The organism is Providencia rettgeri (genome assembly GCF_041075285.1).
In the GTDB taxonomy this organism is placed as follows: Bacteria; Pseudomonadota; Gammaproteobacteria; order Enterobacterales; family Enterobacteriaceae; genus Providencia; species Providencia rettgeri_G.
Genome location: NZ_CP163512.1, coordinates 1,943,039 through 1,959,439 on the forward strand (window position 1 = coordinate 1,943,039; position 16,401 = coordinate 1,959,439).

Consider the following 16,401-nt stretch of genomic DNA (forward strand, 5'->3'; position numbering starts at 1 on the left):
ACCCAGTTAACAGTAGGATTGTGAGCAACTTTATTATGTTCATATATTTAAGCTCTCATAAACGCAGTAACACAACCAATTTGACCAAAATTGCTCACCCTATCTTGGCTTGAAAGATATGTAAGTCGATATATTTAGTTAATTGTAAGAAAGTAATAATAATTTTAATAATAGGTTTGACAATCCATATAAGATTAATTTATTAGAATCCTCAAGCTATCTAATGTTTATTTCTTCTGAAATTCTTTATTGGTAAAAATCAGTTTACTCTAACCAACGCGGTCTATTCCGTATTTATACTTTATTTTACCTATTACATGAGTAAGCATACCAGTATTAAACCTTGGATATAAATAGTACCTTAAAGATTAACTGTTGCAATTTGTATTTTTTATACAAAAAAGGTTTCATACTTATCGTAGTAGAAACAATAATTCACCTTAACAGTTCAATACTGTTTAATATTACTTATATTCGATATATTAATAAATAATACAGATTACATATTAATGTTGCTAATTGTAAATAAACGCCGATTATGAGTAAACACACACAATTGATGCGTAAACAAAATAAAAAACAATTTTTCGTTGTTTAAACCTATAAAATAGAAACATCAACAATAAAAAAATAATACAATAAATTCAAATAGATAAATTTAAACATCAGTTAACAATTTTAACTATCAAAATGTTTTTTAGCGCCTATCCTCGCCCCTTTTATTTTACAAAACCTATTAATAAAACAACAAAATCGCAAAAACAAATAACCACACAACACACTGATTATTATAGACAAAAATAAAACCAACGCATATTTTGAGTTATTTAATTTTTATAAAAAAAAAGATATATACAATGTATTAACATATCAAACATAAGATTATTTAACTTAATTTTAATTCAAAATCTATTGCATTTTAGAGATAAGTCATTAACCCTTACGTTGCAATATCATCAAGTTACTAAAAATACAGACTATTCTTATAAAACCTAACGCGTTAACCAAAACATAAAATTATCCGACGGATATTGACAAAATAAGATTGAAAATTCAGGTAACATCTGAGACCTAAAAAGGGGATCCCATGACCAATATCCAACTATTATTACTCGCAACAAACAATCTCATTAATAATACGGAGCTTAGCCATTCGCAAGAATCCTATGTCTACCAGTATTATTACACCCATGTAGCCAACCAATTCACCAGTATTACGGATTTTATGGCTGATTTTATACACAAAACGGCTGGAGCCTTGAATAATGATAGCTTAGCCTCGATATCCCATGATCAAATCTACCTGACTGTTGAACAGTATCTCGTTGTCGCTGAAAAGCGTTATATTGAAAGGCAAAAATTATTACAACAACACAGAGGAAAAAGGAGTGATTAAATTTACAACGATCTAAACAATTCATTTATCCCAAATGGGATATTTATTAGGCGCAATACAGAATAGGCATTTAATTCATTGAAACGAGTAGTTGACGCGTCTTTTCTAAAAAATGCCTTGCTATGTTTACATAGCGCCCTTCTCTATCTCAACTTTATAAACTCCTTTTTGAAAAGGAGTCTATCGTGATACCGCCACTGACTCGTGGCCTTTCCATTGCACTGTGCTGATAACATAACCAATGGAAATATTTTTAAATTATGTTATGTCACAATTTATGATCAAGCATTCTCACCAAAAGAAGCAACAAGCTTTATTTCTCGTGATATAAATGGCATCACCTTATAAGCAGCATCACTTGTACTACAACAATACTTGAACACACATTGATATATCAAAAAAAGACAATAGTTAGCAATTATTCTTGGCTTATAACAACCTGACCATCCTCCTTTATAAACGCACCTAATTGTTTATTTAATAGTCAATGTTTATTCGCATTAAAGCCATTTTAGGCAAGAGTATTACGTGTAGTACTACAGTTCGGATGATGATAAATGGTAACCTTATTCATGTACTCACCACCAATTTAACAGTGAAAGCCGAACTGCTAAAGCAATCAGTGTGACAGTCAGTACAGGGATCGTCATAATGATCCCTGTTTTAAAATAATATCCCCAAGTAATGGTCATATTTTTTTGGGATAAAACATGTAACCATAACAATGTCGCCAAACTCCCTATCGGTGTGATTTTAGGGCCTAAATCGGCACCAATCACATTGGCATAAACCATCGCCTGCTGAATTAAACCAGTCCCTTCACTCCCTTCAATGGATAAAGCACCGATTAATACCGTTGGCATGTTGTTCATTATTGATGATAAAAACGCGGTAATAAATCCCGTTCCGATAGTCGCTACCCATAACCCTTTGCCAGCAATGTAATTGAGCGTTTCAGACAGATAGTCAGTAAGCCCTGCATTTCTTAACCCATAAACAACTAAATACATACCTAAAGAGAAGATGACTATCTGCCATGGTGCGCCACGTAACACTTTTTTTGTATTAATTGTGTGACCTCTGGCCGCGATCCCCCAAAGAATTAAGGCACCAATTGCAGCGATCGCGCTAACGGGAATACCTAATGGCTCTAAAACAAAAAAACCAATGAGCAGCAACACCAAGACAAGCCAGCCCGCCTTAAATGTGGTCATATCCTTAATCGCTAAAGCGGGTTTACTCAGTTTGCTCACATCATATTGTTGAGGAATATCTTTACGGAAAAACCAATGCAGCATGATTAATGTTGCAATAATTGCCGCGATATCCACTGGCACCATAATTGACGCATATTCAGCAAAGCCGATATTGAAAAAATCCGCAGAAACAATATTGACGAGGTTAGAGACAATAAGCGGTAAGCTCGCCGTATCCGCGATAAACCCTGCGGCCATGACAAATGCAAGTGTCGTGCCTTTGTTAAAACCAAGTGCCAACAACATCGCAATCACAATGGGTGTTAATATCAATGCCGCGCCATCATTGGCAAATAGCGCCGCAACTGTCGCCCCTAATAACACAATATAACTAAATAGTAACTTTCCTTTGCCACCGCCCCACTTAGCGACATGCAGTGCTGCCCATTCAAAGAAACCACTTTCATCTAACAGCAAGCTAATAATAATCACAGCAACAAATGTCGCCGTGGCATTCCAAACAATGTTCCAAACAATCGGGATGTCTTGAAAACTGATCACACCAAAAATAAGTGCCAATATGGCCCCTGCCGTTGCACTCCAACCAATCCCTAATCCTTTGGGCTGCCAAATAACAAACGTAATCGTTAGAACAAAAATTAATGCGGCGATAAACATAATTTCCTCGTTTAAAAGGGGCTTTTGCCCTTTTATTTTTCAAAAAACGGATCTTGCGGGCTGACGTAATACGGCTCTCTCCATTGTTCTTTAAGCTAGATTAATACGCGCTATATTCATCCTCTGTATTTAGCTAATCCGCACCCACCGTTAAATCGACTAATATTTAACCGATAGTTTTTTATCAAACACCTGTGCAATAACCGTGGCATAACAGCACGACTTCCCCTCTAATATATATGAAATTTCATATATATTGGTTTAAAAAATTTTATTCCGTACAGTGATTAACTGGCTTTTTCTCCTCTATACGCTTGAGTAAATCCAATATTCTGTTTTTCTCTGTAGCATAGGTTACATCAATGATACTTTTTACCCACGGAAGTAATGCTGGAGATAATCGATAGTGAACCCATTTACCATGCTTTGAATCAAGCAAAAGAGCTGACTCCCTAAGCATTGCTAGATGCCGAGATGTTTTGGGTTGTGATAAATTTAAAGCGGTATAGATATCACAAACACATAACTCGCCGGATGCTTTCAACAACAACAGGATATCGAGCCGTGTTTGGTCACTTAAAATTTTAAACAGTTGCAATGGTGCCATATGTACCTCTTCAATCTTTTCGTTAAACTATACCCAAAAGACATATACGTCAATTCGGATATGAATAATTGACGAGCGAATACAAAACAGACAATAAAAATTGGATATCGCAACTCAAACAGCCATTACCCTACCATTCTAAAGCGACTTTCAGGTGCATAAAACCATTCTATGTCATCGGCACCGAGATGACGGTATGGCGCTAATATCACAACAGGTTTTTCATTGATGACTTATTTATAATGCTTTGTTTATCATGGCCTTAAACCCAGTTTTACCTTCTTTATTGCAAAGTATTTCGTCTTTGTCGTCATCACTGTTCCCCTGTTAATCGGTAGGCTCCTCTCTGACAAGTCCTGAAAGTTGTCAACCTATATCAGGACTCGTCATCCTTCGCAGATAATTTTATTGCTCTTGTAATTCTAACTCAGCAATAACTGGGAGATGATCACTCACACTTGACCATTGAAATTCTTCATTATCTGTTGGGATCTGCATTTTTTTCACATCCCACACTTGGCCTTTAAATGTAAAAATATGGTCAATATCAATGGCTGGGTTTACTGCTGGCCAACTGCGATAGTCGACCCCTTGCTTTTCAACAGGGTTCCACATATAACGGATTTCTTGAATTGGCTGCTCATTCGCCGTGGAGTTAAAATCTCCGGCTAATATTTTTATTGAAGCCGCAATATTGTCAAAACCAGTATCTGTATCACCAATACTTGCATCTAAAATATGACGAACTTGACCAATACGAATGGTTGGATCTTTTTGCCAATCGAGGTGGGTTCCCATCACAATAATGGGTGCATCAAAGCCTGGTTTAGTTATCTGTGAAAGCAAAACAACACGCTGTTCTGCATCACCCGAAGGCAAATTAATAACTTGGGATTTATCTATTTTATATTTTGATAAAATGCCTACACCATATTCACCGCCATCAAAATCTAAGGCTTTACCAAATGCAAAATCCATCTTATTAGCTTTCGCAATTTCCTCTAGTTGGTGAACCTTTTTACTCCGAGCGGTTTTATTGTCAACCTCCGTTAAAACAATAACATCTGCATCTATCTTGGCAATTGCCTTACTTAAATTATCTAAGTTGGCCACATCTTGCGCTAGTTCATTTTTACCAATATTGTAAGTGGCAACTTTAATTGTGGGTTTATTCGCTGTGTACACTTTATTCGGTGTACCACCGTTTTGTACTTTTAACACTTCAGAGCCTGTTGTTGCTGCGCTAACACTGCAAGAGACTAAAATAGCTGTAGAGATGGCCGTTTTAAGAAATTTCATGATGACTCCCCAGTAATGTTTCAATAACACATTGAAAAATATATTTGCTTTAATATACGGGCAATTAACTGCCCTTCTAATACATTAACAGGGAATAAATCGGATGCAGTGACTCAGCCGACACTCTTATTTCGAGATACAAAAAAACAATCCTGTTTTTCTTCAAACAGTGATTTATCACTCCGTTTTTTTGTCGAGTAAGTAATAAATTACACTATAAATGTGAATTTAAGCTGGTCAGTGACATGCTATGCACTTTGTCTTGCTTCAAACTTATAGGGAAAAATGATCTCTTCTTGGATCTCAGAAAAATCCGTTTCGGTATCCGCTAGCCACTTGTGTAATTTTTTGGCGGTTTCTCGCGCCATTTTGCTGTAATCAATACGGACAGATGTTAGTGATGGCTGAATATGATCACAATTTGATGACCCTTCAACACAGGCTAATGCCAGCATTTTGGGGACTTGAATTAACCGCCTTTGACACTCAAAAAGCACGCCAAGAGCTATCATTTCATGGCTACAAATGACAGCTTCTAATTCCGGTTGCCGCGTTAACATTTCACTAATAGCCTGACGCCCGAAGTCCATTGTGGCAACATACGGCGTTGTGATACTTTGATCAGCACTCTGGTTATACGCAAGCATCGCTTTATTCCAACCGCTTAACTGTTGGCTCTGCATTTTGCTGTCCATTTGTGCGCCAATATAACCGATTTTTTTATACCCCTTTTGCAGCAAGAAATGGGTTAAAAAATTAACCGCCTCACCAATATTACTTTTAATATTTAAGGTAACAGGATGGTTGGACTCCCCCGCGACATTAATAACAGGGATATCTATATTTTTAAGGTAATTAAAAACACCTTGTGAATTAACTGCACCAAATATAATCAGTGCGGCAGGATTACTTTGTAATAACGTCGATAAAACCTCTGATTCTTTTTTTTGCTGATAATCGTGGCTACCAATAACCACTTGATAATTATTTTTGTTTAGTACTTCTTGCAATGCTTGCAGAAAAACTGAGCTCGCATTGTCACGCAAAGAAGGAATTAACACTGCGACTGTTCGGCTTTGTCCAGAAGCCAGAATCCCCGCAGCAGAGTTTGGGATATAGCCGAGCTCTTCAACCGCAGCGTTAATTTTTTCACGCAGATTATCTGAAACGAGTTCAGGAGTACGTAAAGCTCGAGAGACCGTCATAGATCCAACGCCAGCGTATTTAGCAACATCCTGTAACGTCACTCGCCCAGTATTTTTTCTTTTTCGTGTTTTTTGCATGTAATACTTTTATTTAGCCTAAACTTATTATTCAACAACGTTAACTTAGCACAGGTTGAATTTGTTAATCAGCTTACAAGTCTATCCATTTAGCCTTTGTTCGCAATATTTATTCAAAATGATAGCGCTATCACGAAAATGAACAAATCAGCTAGATAGCGCTACCATAGATCACTACTATTCACTCAACCACTAAAAAGATAAAAATTTATTCAACCAGGAGCAACCAATGCTTACGACTTTATTGACCGCGAACGTGATTCAGGTCGTCGAAAGTGCCACAGATTGGCAAGATGCGATTAAAATCGCCTGCAACCCATTAATTAATCATAAGTTAATCGAACCGCAATATATTGATGCGATTATAAAATCACACGAAAAAATTGGTCCTTATTATGTCTTAGGTCCCGGTATTGCCATGCCTCACGCCCGTCCTGAAGATGGCGTAAATCAGTTATCCCTTGGTCTCACGGTTATAAAGCAAGGTGTTGAATTTGGTTCAGAGGGCAATGACCCAATCAAATTACTTATCGTCCTTGCCGCTACAGATAGCAATAGCCATATCGGCGCTATCGCAAAACTTGCTGAACTTTTTGATAATCAAGAAGATATTGACAGCATCATGCAATCAGAAAACGTCGATGACATTCTTAAAATCATCGCTAAATATGAATAATTGAATAGTAAGGTAAACATTATGAAAATCACCGTTGTTTGTGGAAATGGCTTAGGCACCAGTTTGATGATGGAAATGAGCATCAAAAATATTTTAAAAGATATGCAAGTGAGTGCTGACGTTGATCATGTTGATTTAGGATCAGCAAAAGGCACTGTCAGCGATATTTTTGTTGGCACAACTGATATCGCAGAGCAACTTATTGCTCAGCAAGTGGGAGGCGAAATCGTCGCGCTGGAAAACATGATTGATAAAGTTGCCATGAAAGAGCGCCTCACCGTTGCATTACAAAAACTGGGTGCGATGTAAGCGGAGGCACTATGTCATTTTTTCGTTTTCTGATGCAGGATGTCTTATCTGAACCTGCGATTTTAGTCGGTCTGATTGCCCTTATTGGTTTGATCGCACAGAAAAAGCCGGCAACTGAATGCATTAAAGGCACCATTAAAACCATTATGGGTTTTGTGATTTTAGGTGCAGGTGCAGGCTTAGTGGTGAGTTCATTAGGTGACTTCTCAGCCATTTTCCAACATGCATTTGGTATCAATGGTGTGGTACCAAACAACGAAGCGATTGTGTCTATTGCACAAAAAAGCTTTGGTCGTGAAATGGCGATGATTATGTTCTTTGCGATGTTAATCAATATATTGATTGCTCGCTTAACACCGTGGAAATTCATTTTCCTAACCGGTCATCACACATTATTTATGTCAATGATGATTGCCGTGATCTTGGCTACAGCTGGAATGGAAGGAACCCTGTTAGTCACTGTAGGCTCGTTAATCGTGGGCTTCTGTATGGTATTTTTCCCTGCCATCGCTCACCCATATATGAAAAAAGTCACAGGTTCTGATGACGTTGCCATTGGTCACTTCTCAACTATCTCTTATGTATTAGCTGGGTTTATTGGTAGCAAATTGGGTAATAAAGAGCATTCAACTGAAGACATGAATGTTCCTAAAAGCTTACTATTCCTACGTGATACCCCTGTCGCCATTTCATTCACTATGTTTATTATTTTTATCATTACCTGTTTATTTGCGGGCAGTGATTTTGTACGTGAAGTGAGTGGCGGCAAAAACTGGTTTATGTTCTCACTAATGCAATCTATCACCTTCGCTGCTGGGGTATACATTATCCTACAAGGTGTGCGTATGGTCATTGCTGAAATTGTCCCGGCATTTAAAGGGATCTCAGATAAATTAGTCCCCAACGCCAAGCCTGCATTAGACTGCCCAGTCGTATTCCCTTATGCCCCCAACGCGGTGTTAGTGGGCTTCTTGAGTAGCTTTGCTGCGGGTGTAATCGGCATGTTCTTATTATATGCCTTAAATATGACCGTCATTATTCCCGGTGTAGTCCCCCACTTCTTTGTCGGTGCCGCAGCAGGCGTATTCGGTAACGCAACTGGTGGTCGTCGTGGTGCTATTTTAGGCGCTTTTGCTCAAGGCTTGTTAATCACCTTCTTACCAGTATTCCTGTTACCTGTACTTGGGGATATTGGTATCGCAAACACCACATTCAGTGATGCAGACTTTGGTGCCATCGGCATTTTATTAGGCATTATTGTTCGCTAATTTAACAACTCCCCAAGTGCCCTTACTTGGGGAGTTTTATTGTTATTCTACTTTCCCAACCATGCACCATCTTTAAATAAAAATTCCTGCAATAAAACTAAGTCATCAGGAACAACATGGATCATCCCTTCCCCCGGTACATCAATTTCGGCAATCATGAATAACGCCAGTGTCGTTAATGATGGCAAAATTAAGATCAGCCAATTTTTTCCCTTAGTGCCACGAATATTGTAGCCAATCAGTACATTAGAGCAGATAGCAAAAAAGATAAGGAGGAACCAAGTTGCATTAGGAATTTGGTGTCGCCAACTTGCCATGGTTTTTTGTTGAGAAAGGTAAAGATCGCTAAATGCACTTAATACCGAGGCAACAATCGGGTTTGGCGATAAACTCGCTTCTTTAACCGCAATTTCCCAAAGCTGGTTTTGTTTCTCCAGTGACACCATACGCCATTGGTTATTTTCATCACTGACCCCTGATTTGAAAAATTCGATACGTGCTTCTAAATACTGTTGGATAAGATAAGAGGCTTTATTTCTATCTTCAGCATTCAGTAATTGTGCCCGTTGGTATGCCGTACCAATAGCAATCGCTTCATTTTCCTCTGTTTGTTGTCGGTTATTATAACCGTTAATGGAAATAGAAAGCACAAAGCCAATCAGCAAACCTAATAGTGATAAAATTGCCCCTAAAATAATTTTGGCTTCATCATCGGCGAGTTCTTCATGAGCTGATTTACGCTTAAAAATATACTTACCAATATAAGCAGCGACAATTAATAAAACAAACGTGATCACAAATAACAAAATGGAATCTATTGGCGAATCATTAATCAACTCGGAGATATTAAACATTATTCTAGCTCATCAGATTTATTTCCCGATGATATAGCACAATTACAAGATAACTATCTAGCAGATAAACATAGATATAGTATTTTTAGATAAAAACACCAAGAATGTATCAGATAATGAGCCTAAGAAAGATAGGTTGAATGAAAACAATTCTTAACTTAGCGTTATAATATGTTTATTTAACTTAGTGATAAAAAGAAAAACAATTTAACCGCTAACAGCGTAAATGCACTCACCATCCACAATCTCGTCCGTAAATTAACACTACTTTCTCTATAAACATGAGGTACAGCTATCACCTTAACCTCAACTTTGCTGTTTTTATTTCAGAACATTTGCATTTAATATCATAAATGGCGTTATTTAAATGCCATTTCATACTCCCCCTTCACGCCGATAATGCTTAATTTAAATAGCAAAAAACCAGCCTTACTTAATGTAAAGCTGGTTTTTATTCAATTTAAGTGTTTAAACTAGCTTATTGATTACTTCTCATATCCATAATCATTTTACCGTCGTAATCAGCGCCAACAACAATATTAGGCACCTCACCTTTATACTTATGTGCTTTAATCTGCTCAATCTCTAACTGTTTCCAATTAATCATTTCACGGGTGATTGTGCGCTGCAATATTGCGTTAGCCTCGGCTTCTTTTTGCGCTGCATACAATTTTGCATCAGCTTCTTGACGCATCGCAAATGAGCTTGCCTGTGCATTACGTTCTCTGGCAATCGCTTGTTGCTCAGCAGACTCACGTTCTGCTTCTGCAATGACAACTTTCTTCTGGGCTAATTCACGTTCTTTTTCGGCTTCTGCTTTCGCTTGGTTAATTTGTTCCTGACGCATTTTGGTATTAACCACTTGTTCTTGAACCACTTCCGGCAAAGTAATATCTTGGATCATAATTTCTTTAATGGTGTAACCGTAAGGTGATGCATAACTTTGAATTGCATCACGAATGGATTCTTGTAATTTTCTTTGCGTATCGGCGGTATACAGATCTTGTGCGTTTGCGACATCTTTACCAAATTCTAAAATTGTCGAAATAAGCTTTTGACGCACATATTTATCCAATGCCTCACTTTCTGTTCCCCCATTAATACGTAATACAGGTGCTTTCGCACCATCAAATTGCAGCATAACGGTAATATCAACAATGGATTTTAATTTATCTTGGGAAGGCACCCGAAGTTCCTTTAATGAAACACGAATATCTTTTGTTGAATATGTGTCGAACGTCATAAATGGGTTAATCGGAAAGTGTAGCCCCGCATCATAAGCTACAGGGTCAACTTTACCTAAAAATGTTCCAACTTTTACTGAACCGTCTTGTACAATGGTATATGAATTAATCCCAACAAGTCCAAGAACAAGCAGTACCACAGCACCAATAACCAATTTAACCATCGATTTAAATTGCATGAGTCAATCCCTATCTAACAATAGCTAATAATTATAATAGATCGTCTATTGTCACTACTTTGCGATTAACTACAAGTTACAAAAGTCCTAATTTTCAATTTAATCGAGAAATTTTATTAATTAATCCCTAATTATCCATAAGAAAATCAATACTTATTTAAATATTAAAAATCATAAAAAGCCTATAATATGCAATAACGAATTTTATAATATAAAAAACCTGGTGTTAGCTTTTCAAAATCACTATGCGCGTTATTGATATATTCCATTTATCATATCTTTTTCAACATAAGCATCACTAATATTATACCAATTTATTGCTTCTTTTATTAATGCCTCTGTAGCATCAATAAAATCCTCTGGCGTATCTTTAACGAGATCTTCTAAAATTAAGGGAATCTCCGTACATCCCATAACAAATTTATTTACTCCATCTAATTTCAGTTTATTAATATATGGGGAAATTAAATCTATTGCCTTTTTTATATCACCCGCCTTGTAGGAAATGATGCTTTGCATGATTTTATATTGATTAACTTCATCAGGGATAATGCATTCCACATGATTAACACTCAGTTTATTCTGATATAGTTTTGTTTGTATTGTTGCTGTGGTCGCCAATAAAGCCACTTTATCTATTTTATTATTAATAATGTTTTTGCATGCTGCATCAATAATACTAATAAAAGGAATTTGAGTTTCCTTTTTTAAGTCTTCGTACCAATAATGTGCTGTATTACAAGGCATTATGATACAAGAAACCCCCGCATTCTCAAGGATCCTCAGTGATTCTATCATTGCTGGCAATGGTGATAAACCATTATAAATGATGTTTTCTGTCCTATCTGGAATATCTGGTAGTGAAACAATGATAATAGGTATATGCTCCTGATCTTTAGATGCCTTTGTGTTATTAATTAATTTCGAAAACGCATCTGCTGTTGCACTTGGTCCCATTCCCCCTAACATACCTAATATTTTTTTCATAACCCCTCCCATAAAATTAATTATATAATCGCATAATAGCTACCTTTCGTAATTGCAGAGTTTCTATAAGTTATGCTAAATTTGCATAGCAAATAAATAACTATAACCATAAGAGGATACAATGATCAGTAATCTAGAAATTAAATGGTTGCACGATATTGTTGTTCTAGAAGAATGTCGTAGTTTTACTTTAGCCGCGGAAAAAAGAAATATATCTCAATCATCTTTTAGTCGCAGAATTCAATCCATCGAATCCTCCATTGGTTTTGAAATATTTGATAGAAATACCAATCCATTACAGCTGACTCCTCAAGGAAAAAGCTTTATTGTTTATGCAAGAAATTTACTTGATGATATCTATTTTCAAATAAATAGAATTAAAGGTGTCGATAACGACAAACAAAAAATTAATATTTCAGCCGCACATTCTCTCTCTGTTTTTCTTCTTCCTGACTTTATTTCTCAATTTTCACAAAATACTGCTCAAATATTCTTTGTAGAATCAATTAATGTTGATGAAGCAGTCCATAAGTTGAAAGAAGGACAAAGCGATTTTATCTTATCCTTTTATAACGAAGAATTGATGTCATCCCCGTTTCTACACACGAAAATTCTTGAAAGTCGTTTACACCTCGTTTCATTGTGCGATAAAAATAAAAAACCAATTTTTACATTAGAGAGTCCAACACTGCCTTTAATGAAATACACCGATGAAAGCTACATGGGAAGGCAAGTCAACCAACTAATGGATAAATCGACCAACTTACCATTTGAGTTATCGTTTGTATCATCCATGAGTGATGTCTTGAAGCGTATGATTTTAAATGGAAGCGGTGTCGGTTGGTTACCTGATTATTCAATAAAAAATGAACTTCAAAACAATGAACTCGCTATTTTAGATAACAAGCTTTCCATTACAATGGGAGTTTATATTTATCGAACAGAAGCAAGGCTCAATATTTCATCGGAACGTTTTTGGCAATTTATGCGTAACCAAACCAGTAAATAATATTTAGTTGTTAATCTGAGCAAACAAAAAACCCTTCGCTAGTGAGTCAACTAAGAAGGGTTTCTATTTTTAAACCAAGTTAAATTTTATGGTGTAGTTGTTATTTTTTTATTCAGCAATACGCCCGACTCCGCTTTTAAGCCACCCTTTCTTTCTTCCAATCTAGAAATAACTGCTGTGGATATACTGTTACCAACCACATTTGTTGCTGTTCTTCCCATATCAAGGAATTGGTCAATGGCGAGTAACAACAGTATTCCTGCTTCGGGTAAACTAAACATCGGTAGAGTTGCAGCAACGACTACAATAGAAGCTCGTGCAACACCCGCCATCCCTTTACTGGTTACCATCAACGTTAACAAAATAAGAATTTGTTCAGTAATACTCAAATCAATGCCATAAGCATTCGCGATAAATAATACCGCAAAAGACTGATACATCATCGAACCATCTAAGTTAAAGGAATATCCCAGTGGTAAAACAAAGCTGGTCACTTTTTTCGGAACACCATATTGGTTCAATGCTTCCATGGTTTTTGGATAAGCAGATTCACTGCTTGCTGTCGCGAATGCAAGGGCTACAGGTTCGCGGATTAATTTACCTAAACCGAATACGGATTTACCTAAGAACACATAACCTGCAAAGAAAAGTACAGCCCACAATACCGCTAAAGCTACATAGAAAAGACCAATTAATTTACCGTAATCATATAATAAGCCCAGCCCTTCAACTGTCACAGCGGATGCAATTGCAGCAAATACCGCAATCGGTGCAAAGCTCATCACATAGTCTGTAATACGGAACATGATACGTGATAAGTCTTCAATTAATGTTACGATTGGGCTTTTTTTATCTTTGCAGATAAACGCAAGGCCAGAACCAAAAAAGATAGAGAAAACTAATATTTGTAGAATTTCATTGTTTGCCATCGCTTCAGCAAAACTTTTTGGGAAAATATGGGTAATAAAGGCTTTCAATGTAAAGCCTGATGTATTTAATCCGCTATCAACAGCAACCGCTGGAACCGTTAAATTTAATCCCACACCTAATTGAAATACATTAACAAAAATCATACCAATTAATAAAGAAATAACAGCGGCTGAAATAAACCACACCATGGCTTTAATTGTGATGCTACCAACAGAAGATGATCCTCCCATTGAAACAATTCCAGACACAATCGTAGCAAAAACAAGTGGTGCAATAATCATTTTTATTAATCGTAAGAATACATCAGTAATAATATTCAGATATGATGCTATATCTTTAGCTTCTTCTACTGAAGCCGCATAATTATGACATCCCCAGCCTAATATAATACCAAGCACAATGGCTATCATAATTTGTTTCATGAGTTTGTGTCTGTTCATGCGTACCCCTATTGTATTTATGTAAATTATAGTCGGTGCTATAACCTTTTATTGGATGCGACTCTTGAGCCTGAATTGGATAGTTACATTTTTTTAACTTAAAGAGAAATGCAAATGGGCTTATTCTTATGCAAAAATTGCATAGCACGGAAAACAAAATCAACAACATGATTTTCTTGATAAAAAAAATAAAAAAACAGCACAAGAATTCAATTTAAAAACTAAAAATTAAATTTATTTTAAAAAAAAGCAGTAAGAAGTCATTTAGCGATATCACCTAAGTTAAATTAAGTCTTTTTAAAACAATAAAATCGCTTATTTTTAACTCATTTTATAGTAATAGTTGCTGGGTAATTATATTTAATTTTTCGCACAGTATTAATGCTTCATGCTTATCTTTTATATTAGTAAAACCTAATAATAAATAATCATTTTCTTTTTTATTAATCGACCAATCACTTAAAGATTCAATTTTAATTCCATTATGTTTTGCTAATTGAATAAATTGACTCGCCGGTATTCCATTTATAATTTTAACGATAATATGCATACCACCAGCCTGTAATTGTACCTCAAAAACCTGATTCAATTTTATTTTAATAGCTTCAATTAAAAAAGCTCGTCTTTGACGATATAGCTGGCGCATTTTACGTAAATGACGGGGAAAATGCCCCTCTTGAATAAATAAACTGGTTATTTCCTGCTGCCAGCTTGGGCATTGATTTCCTATTACCTTTGCCGTTGAATAAAAGTGATCGCAATACGAGGAAGGCACAACAATATAAGATAGTCGCAGTGCAGGATACAATACTTTGCTAAATGTCCCACAGTAAATAACTCGCTCTTGGGTATCTAAGCTTTTCAAGGCAGGTAATGGACGACCTTGGTAATGAAACTCACCATCATAATCGTCTTCTATAATCCAACTACCGCGCTCGTTTGCCCATTCAAGTAACGCTAACCGCCGTGCTAATGTTAATGTGACATTCATTGGGCTTTGGTGTGTTGGTGTCACAAGTGCAAATTTAACCTCTGGTGCGATTTCTATACCCTGTTCAACATTTATCCCCTGCTCATCGACATTTACAGGTATTAACTTTAATCCTATTTGTTGTAAAAAATCACGCGCAAAATGGTAGCCGGGCTCTTCAAACCAACCAACATCCCCTGCTGTAAACAAACTTTGCGCAATTAATTGCAAACTTGCACGATGACCAAAGCAGATAAATATTTGTTCAGGAGTACAATCAATCCCTCGTGATACCACTAGATAACGCGCTAGCCCTTCCCTTAGGGAATACACCCCCTGCGCACTAGGGTAATCTAGCAAATCAAAATGATTATCACGTAATATTTTTGCAGAAAGTCTGGCCCAGAGTTTATGAGGAAATGCATCTAAGGCAGGAATACCTAATTGGAATGGTGAAACAGAATGATCATTGACACGCAGAACTGAACAATCGTGTGTTTGCTGTAACTGCGGTGGAGCTTTCTTATGAATCAAGGTGTTTTTCTGTTCTTGGCACGTTTTAACACCATTTGCAGGATAGTTTTTTATCGTTTCGGCAATAAATGTGCCTTTAGCTCCTTTTGTTTCAAGTACCCCCTCACTCACTAATAGCTGATATGCTAATTCAATAGTACCGCGAGCGACATTTAACTCACTAGCTAACACTCTGACAGAAGGCAGCCGTTGTTCGGCAGTTAATTGCCCGCTTTTAATTCCATCGTGGATACGCTGGTAAATTTGCAGGTAAATTGGTGTGTTAATATTTGTATCAATCTTTAAAAACATACCATCTCCAAAACATTTCTACCTAAGGGCTGTTTATCTTTTCTGCTGATTTTTTACCGCTAAATAAGGTCAAAAAACAATCCCAAAAAATGGATAAATGTGTCTATCGTGCTGACTGACAACTTTTTACATCAAATATTGTCCCTAAACGCTGCTCACGGATTTAATTAAAGCGCGTTTCACTCATTTGATGCTAAGGGGCTCTTACCTTGTTTGAAATAGCTTTAAATCGAATCAACATTCACCATCAA

At 36.5% G+C, this 16,401-nt stretch carries 14 protein-coding genes; 5 read left to right on the forward strand and 9 right to left on the reverse strand.

All coding sequences use genetic code 11. From position 1 onward, the window contains the following. The first annotated feature begins 1,087 nt into the window (after positions 1-1,087). Complete coding sequence (locus tag AB6N04_RS08850) at positions 1,088-1,396, forward strand: hypothetical protein (RefSeq protein ID WP_369311525.1); 309 nt, start codon at positions 1,088-1,090, stop codon at positions 1,394-1,396. 578 nt (positions 1,397-1,974) lie between these two features. Here the strand turns inward: AB6N04_RS08850 and AB6N04_RS08855 are convergent. From AB6N04_RS08855 to AB6N04_RS08870, 4 genes are all read right to left on the reverse strand, one after another. After that, complete coding sequence (locus AB6N04_RS08855; protein WP_369311527.1) at positions 1,975-3,270, reverse strand: arsenic transporter; 1,296 nt, start codon at positions 3,268-3,270, stop codon at positions 1,975-1,977. A 271-nt stretch (positions 3,271-3,541) separates the two neighbouring features. Beyond that, positions 3,542-3,877 carry a metalloregulator ArsR/SmtB family transcription factor gene (locus tag AB6N04_RS08860; RefSeq protein WP_369311529.1) on the reverse strand — a complete coding sequence of 112 codons (336 nt, stop codon included), beginning with the start codon at positions 3,875-3,877 and terminating at the stop codon, positions 3,542-3,544. A gap of 405 nt (positions 3,878-4,282) precedes the next feature. After that, a complete protein-coding gene (locus tag AB6N04_RS08865) occupies positions 4,283-5,176 on the reverse strand; it encodes an endonuclease/exonuclease/phosphatase family protein (RefSeq protein WP_369311531.1) in 894 nt (297 codons plus the stop codon). 248 nt (positions 5,177-5,424) lie between these two features. Further along, positions 5,425-6,459, reverse strand: coding sequence for a LacI family DNA-binding transcriptional regulator (locus AB6N04_RS08870; RefSeq protein ID WP_369311533.1), 1,035 nt, complete (start codon positions 6,457-6,459; stop codon positions 5,425-5,427). Between the two features lie 229 nt (positions 6,460-6,688). Between AB6N04_RS08870 and AB6N04_RS08875 the strand changes: the two genes are divergently transcribed. From AB6N04_RS08875 to AB6N04_RS08885, 3 genes are read left to right on the forward strand one after another with little or no spacing between them, the layout of a single operon-like run. Then, positions 6,689-7,135 (forward strand): PTS sugar transporter subunit IIA, encoded by a 447-nt coding sequence (locus AB6N04_RS08875; RefSeq protein ID WP_369311536.1) that lies wholly within the window; start codon positions 6,689-6,691, stop codon positions 7,133-7,135. A 21-nt stretch (positions 7,136-7,156) separates the two neighbouring features. Continuing rightward, positions 7,157-7,444: a PTS sugar transporter subunit IIB gene (locus tag AB6N04_RS08880; protein ID WP_369311538.1), complete on the forward strand. Its 288-nt coding sequence runs from the start codon at positions 7,157-7,159 to the stop codon at positions 7,442-7,444. Positions 7,445-7,455: 11 nt separating this feature from the next. Continuing rightward, the gene (locus tag AB6N04_RS08885) at positions 7,456-8,712 is read left to right on the forward strand and encodes a PTS ascorbate transporter subunit IIC (protein WP_369311540.1); all 1,257 of its coding nucleotides are present in this window, start codon (positions 7,456-7,458) and stop codon (positions 8,710-8,712) included. A 47-nt stretch (positions 8,713-8,759) separates the two neighbouring features. Here AB6N04_RS08885 and AB6N04_RS08890 read toward each other — a convergent pair whose 3' ends face one another. From AB6N04_RS08890 to AB6N04_RS08900, 3 genes are all read right to left on the reverse strand, one after another. Continuing rightward, on the reverse strand, positions 8,760-9,566 hold the full coding sequence (locus AB6N04_RS08890) for a hypothetical protein (protein ID WP_369311542.1): 807 nt from the start codon (positions 9,564-9,566) through the stop codon (positions 8,760-8,762). A gap of 478 nt (positions 9,567-10,044) precedes the next feature. Beyond that, a complete protein-coding gene (locus AB6N04_RS08895; RefSeq protein WP_369311544.1) occupies positions 10,045-10,989 on the reverse strand; it encodes an SPFH domain-containing protein in 945 nt (314 codons plus the stop codon). Positions 10,990-11,241: 252 nt separating this feature from the next. Then, positions 11,242-11,976 carry an aspartate/glutamate racemase family protein gene (locus AB6N04_RS08900; RefSeq protein ID WP_369311546.1) on the reverse strand — a complete coding sequence of 245 codons (735 nt, stop codon included), beginning with the start codon at positions 11,974-11,976 and terminating at the stop codon, positions 11,242-11,244. 121 nt (positions 11,977-12,097) lie between these two features. Here AB6N04_RS08900 and AB6N04_RS08905 point away from each other — a divergent pair, with 121 nt between their 5' ends. Beyond that, positions 12,098-12,985: a LysR substrate-binding domain-containing protein gene (locus AB6N04_RS08905; protein ID WP_369311548.1), complete on the forward strand. Its 888-nt coding sequence runs from the start codon at positions 12,098-12,100 to the stop codon at positions 12,983-12,985. 86 nt (positions 12,986-13,071) lie between these two features. On the opposite strand, the gene AB6N04_RS08910 is transcribed toward AB6N04_RS08905, so the two are convergent. Both AB6N04_RS08910 and AB6N04_RS08915 read right to left on the reverse strand, forming a co-directional pair. Then, positions 13,072-14,355: a dicarboxylate/amino acid:cation symporter gene (locus tag AB6N04_RS08910; protein ID WP_369311550.1), complete on the reverse strand. Its 1,284-nt coding sequence runs from the start codon at positions 14,353-14,355 to the stop codon at positions 13,072-13,074. A 331-nt stretch (positions 14,356-14,686) separates the two neighbouring features. Then, entirely contained in the window at positions 14,687-16,150 is a 1,464-nt protein-coding gene (locus tag AB6N04_RS08915) for a PLP-dependent aminotransferase family protein (protein WP_369311552.1), read from the reverse strand. Positions 16,151-16,401 lie beyond the last annotated feature (251 nt).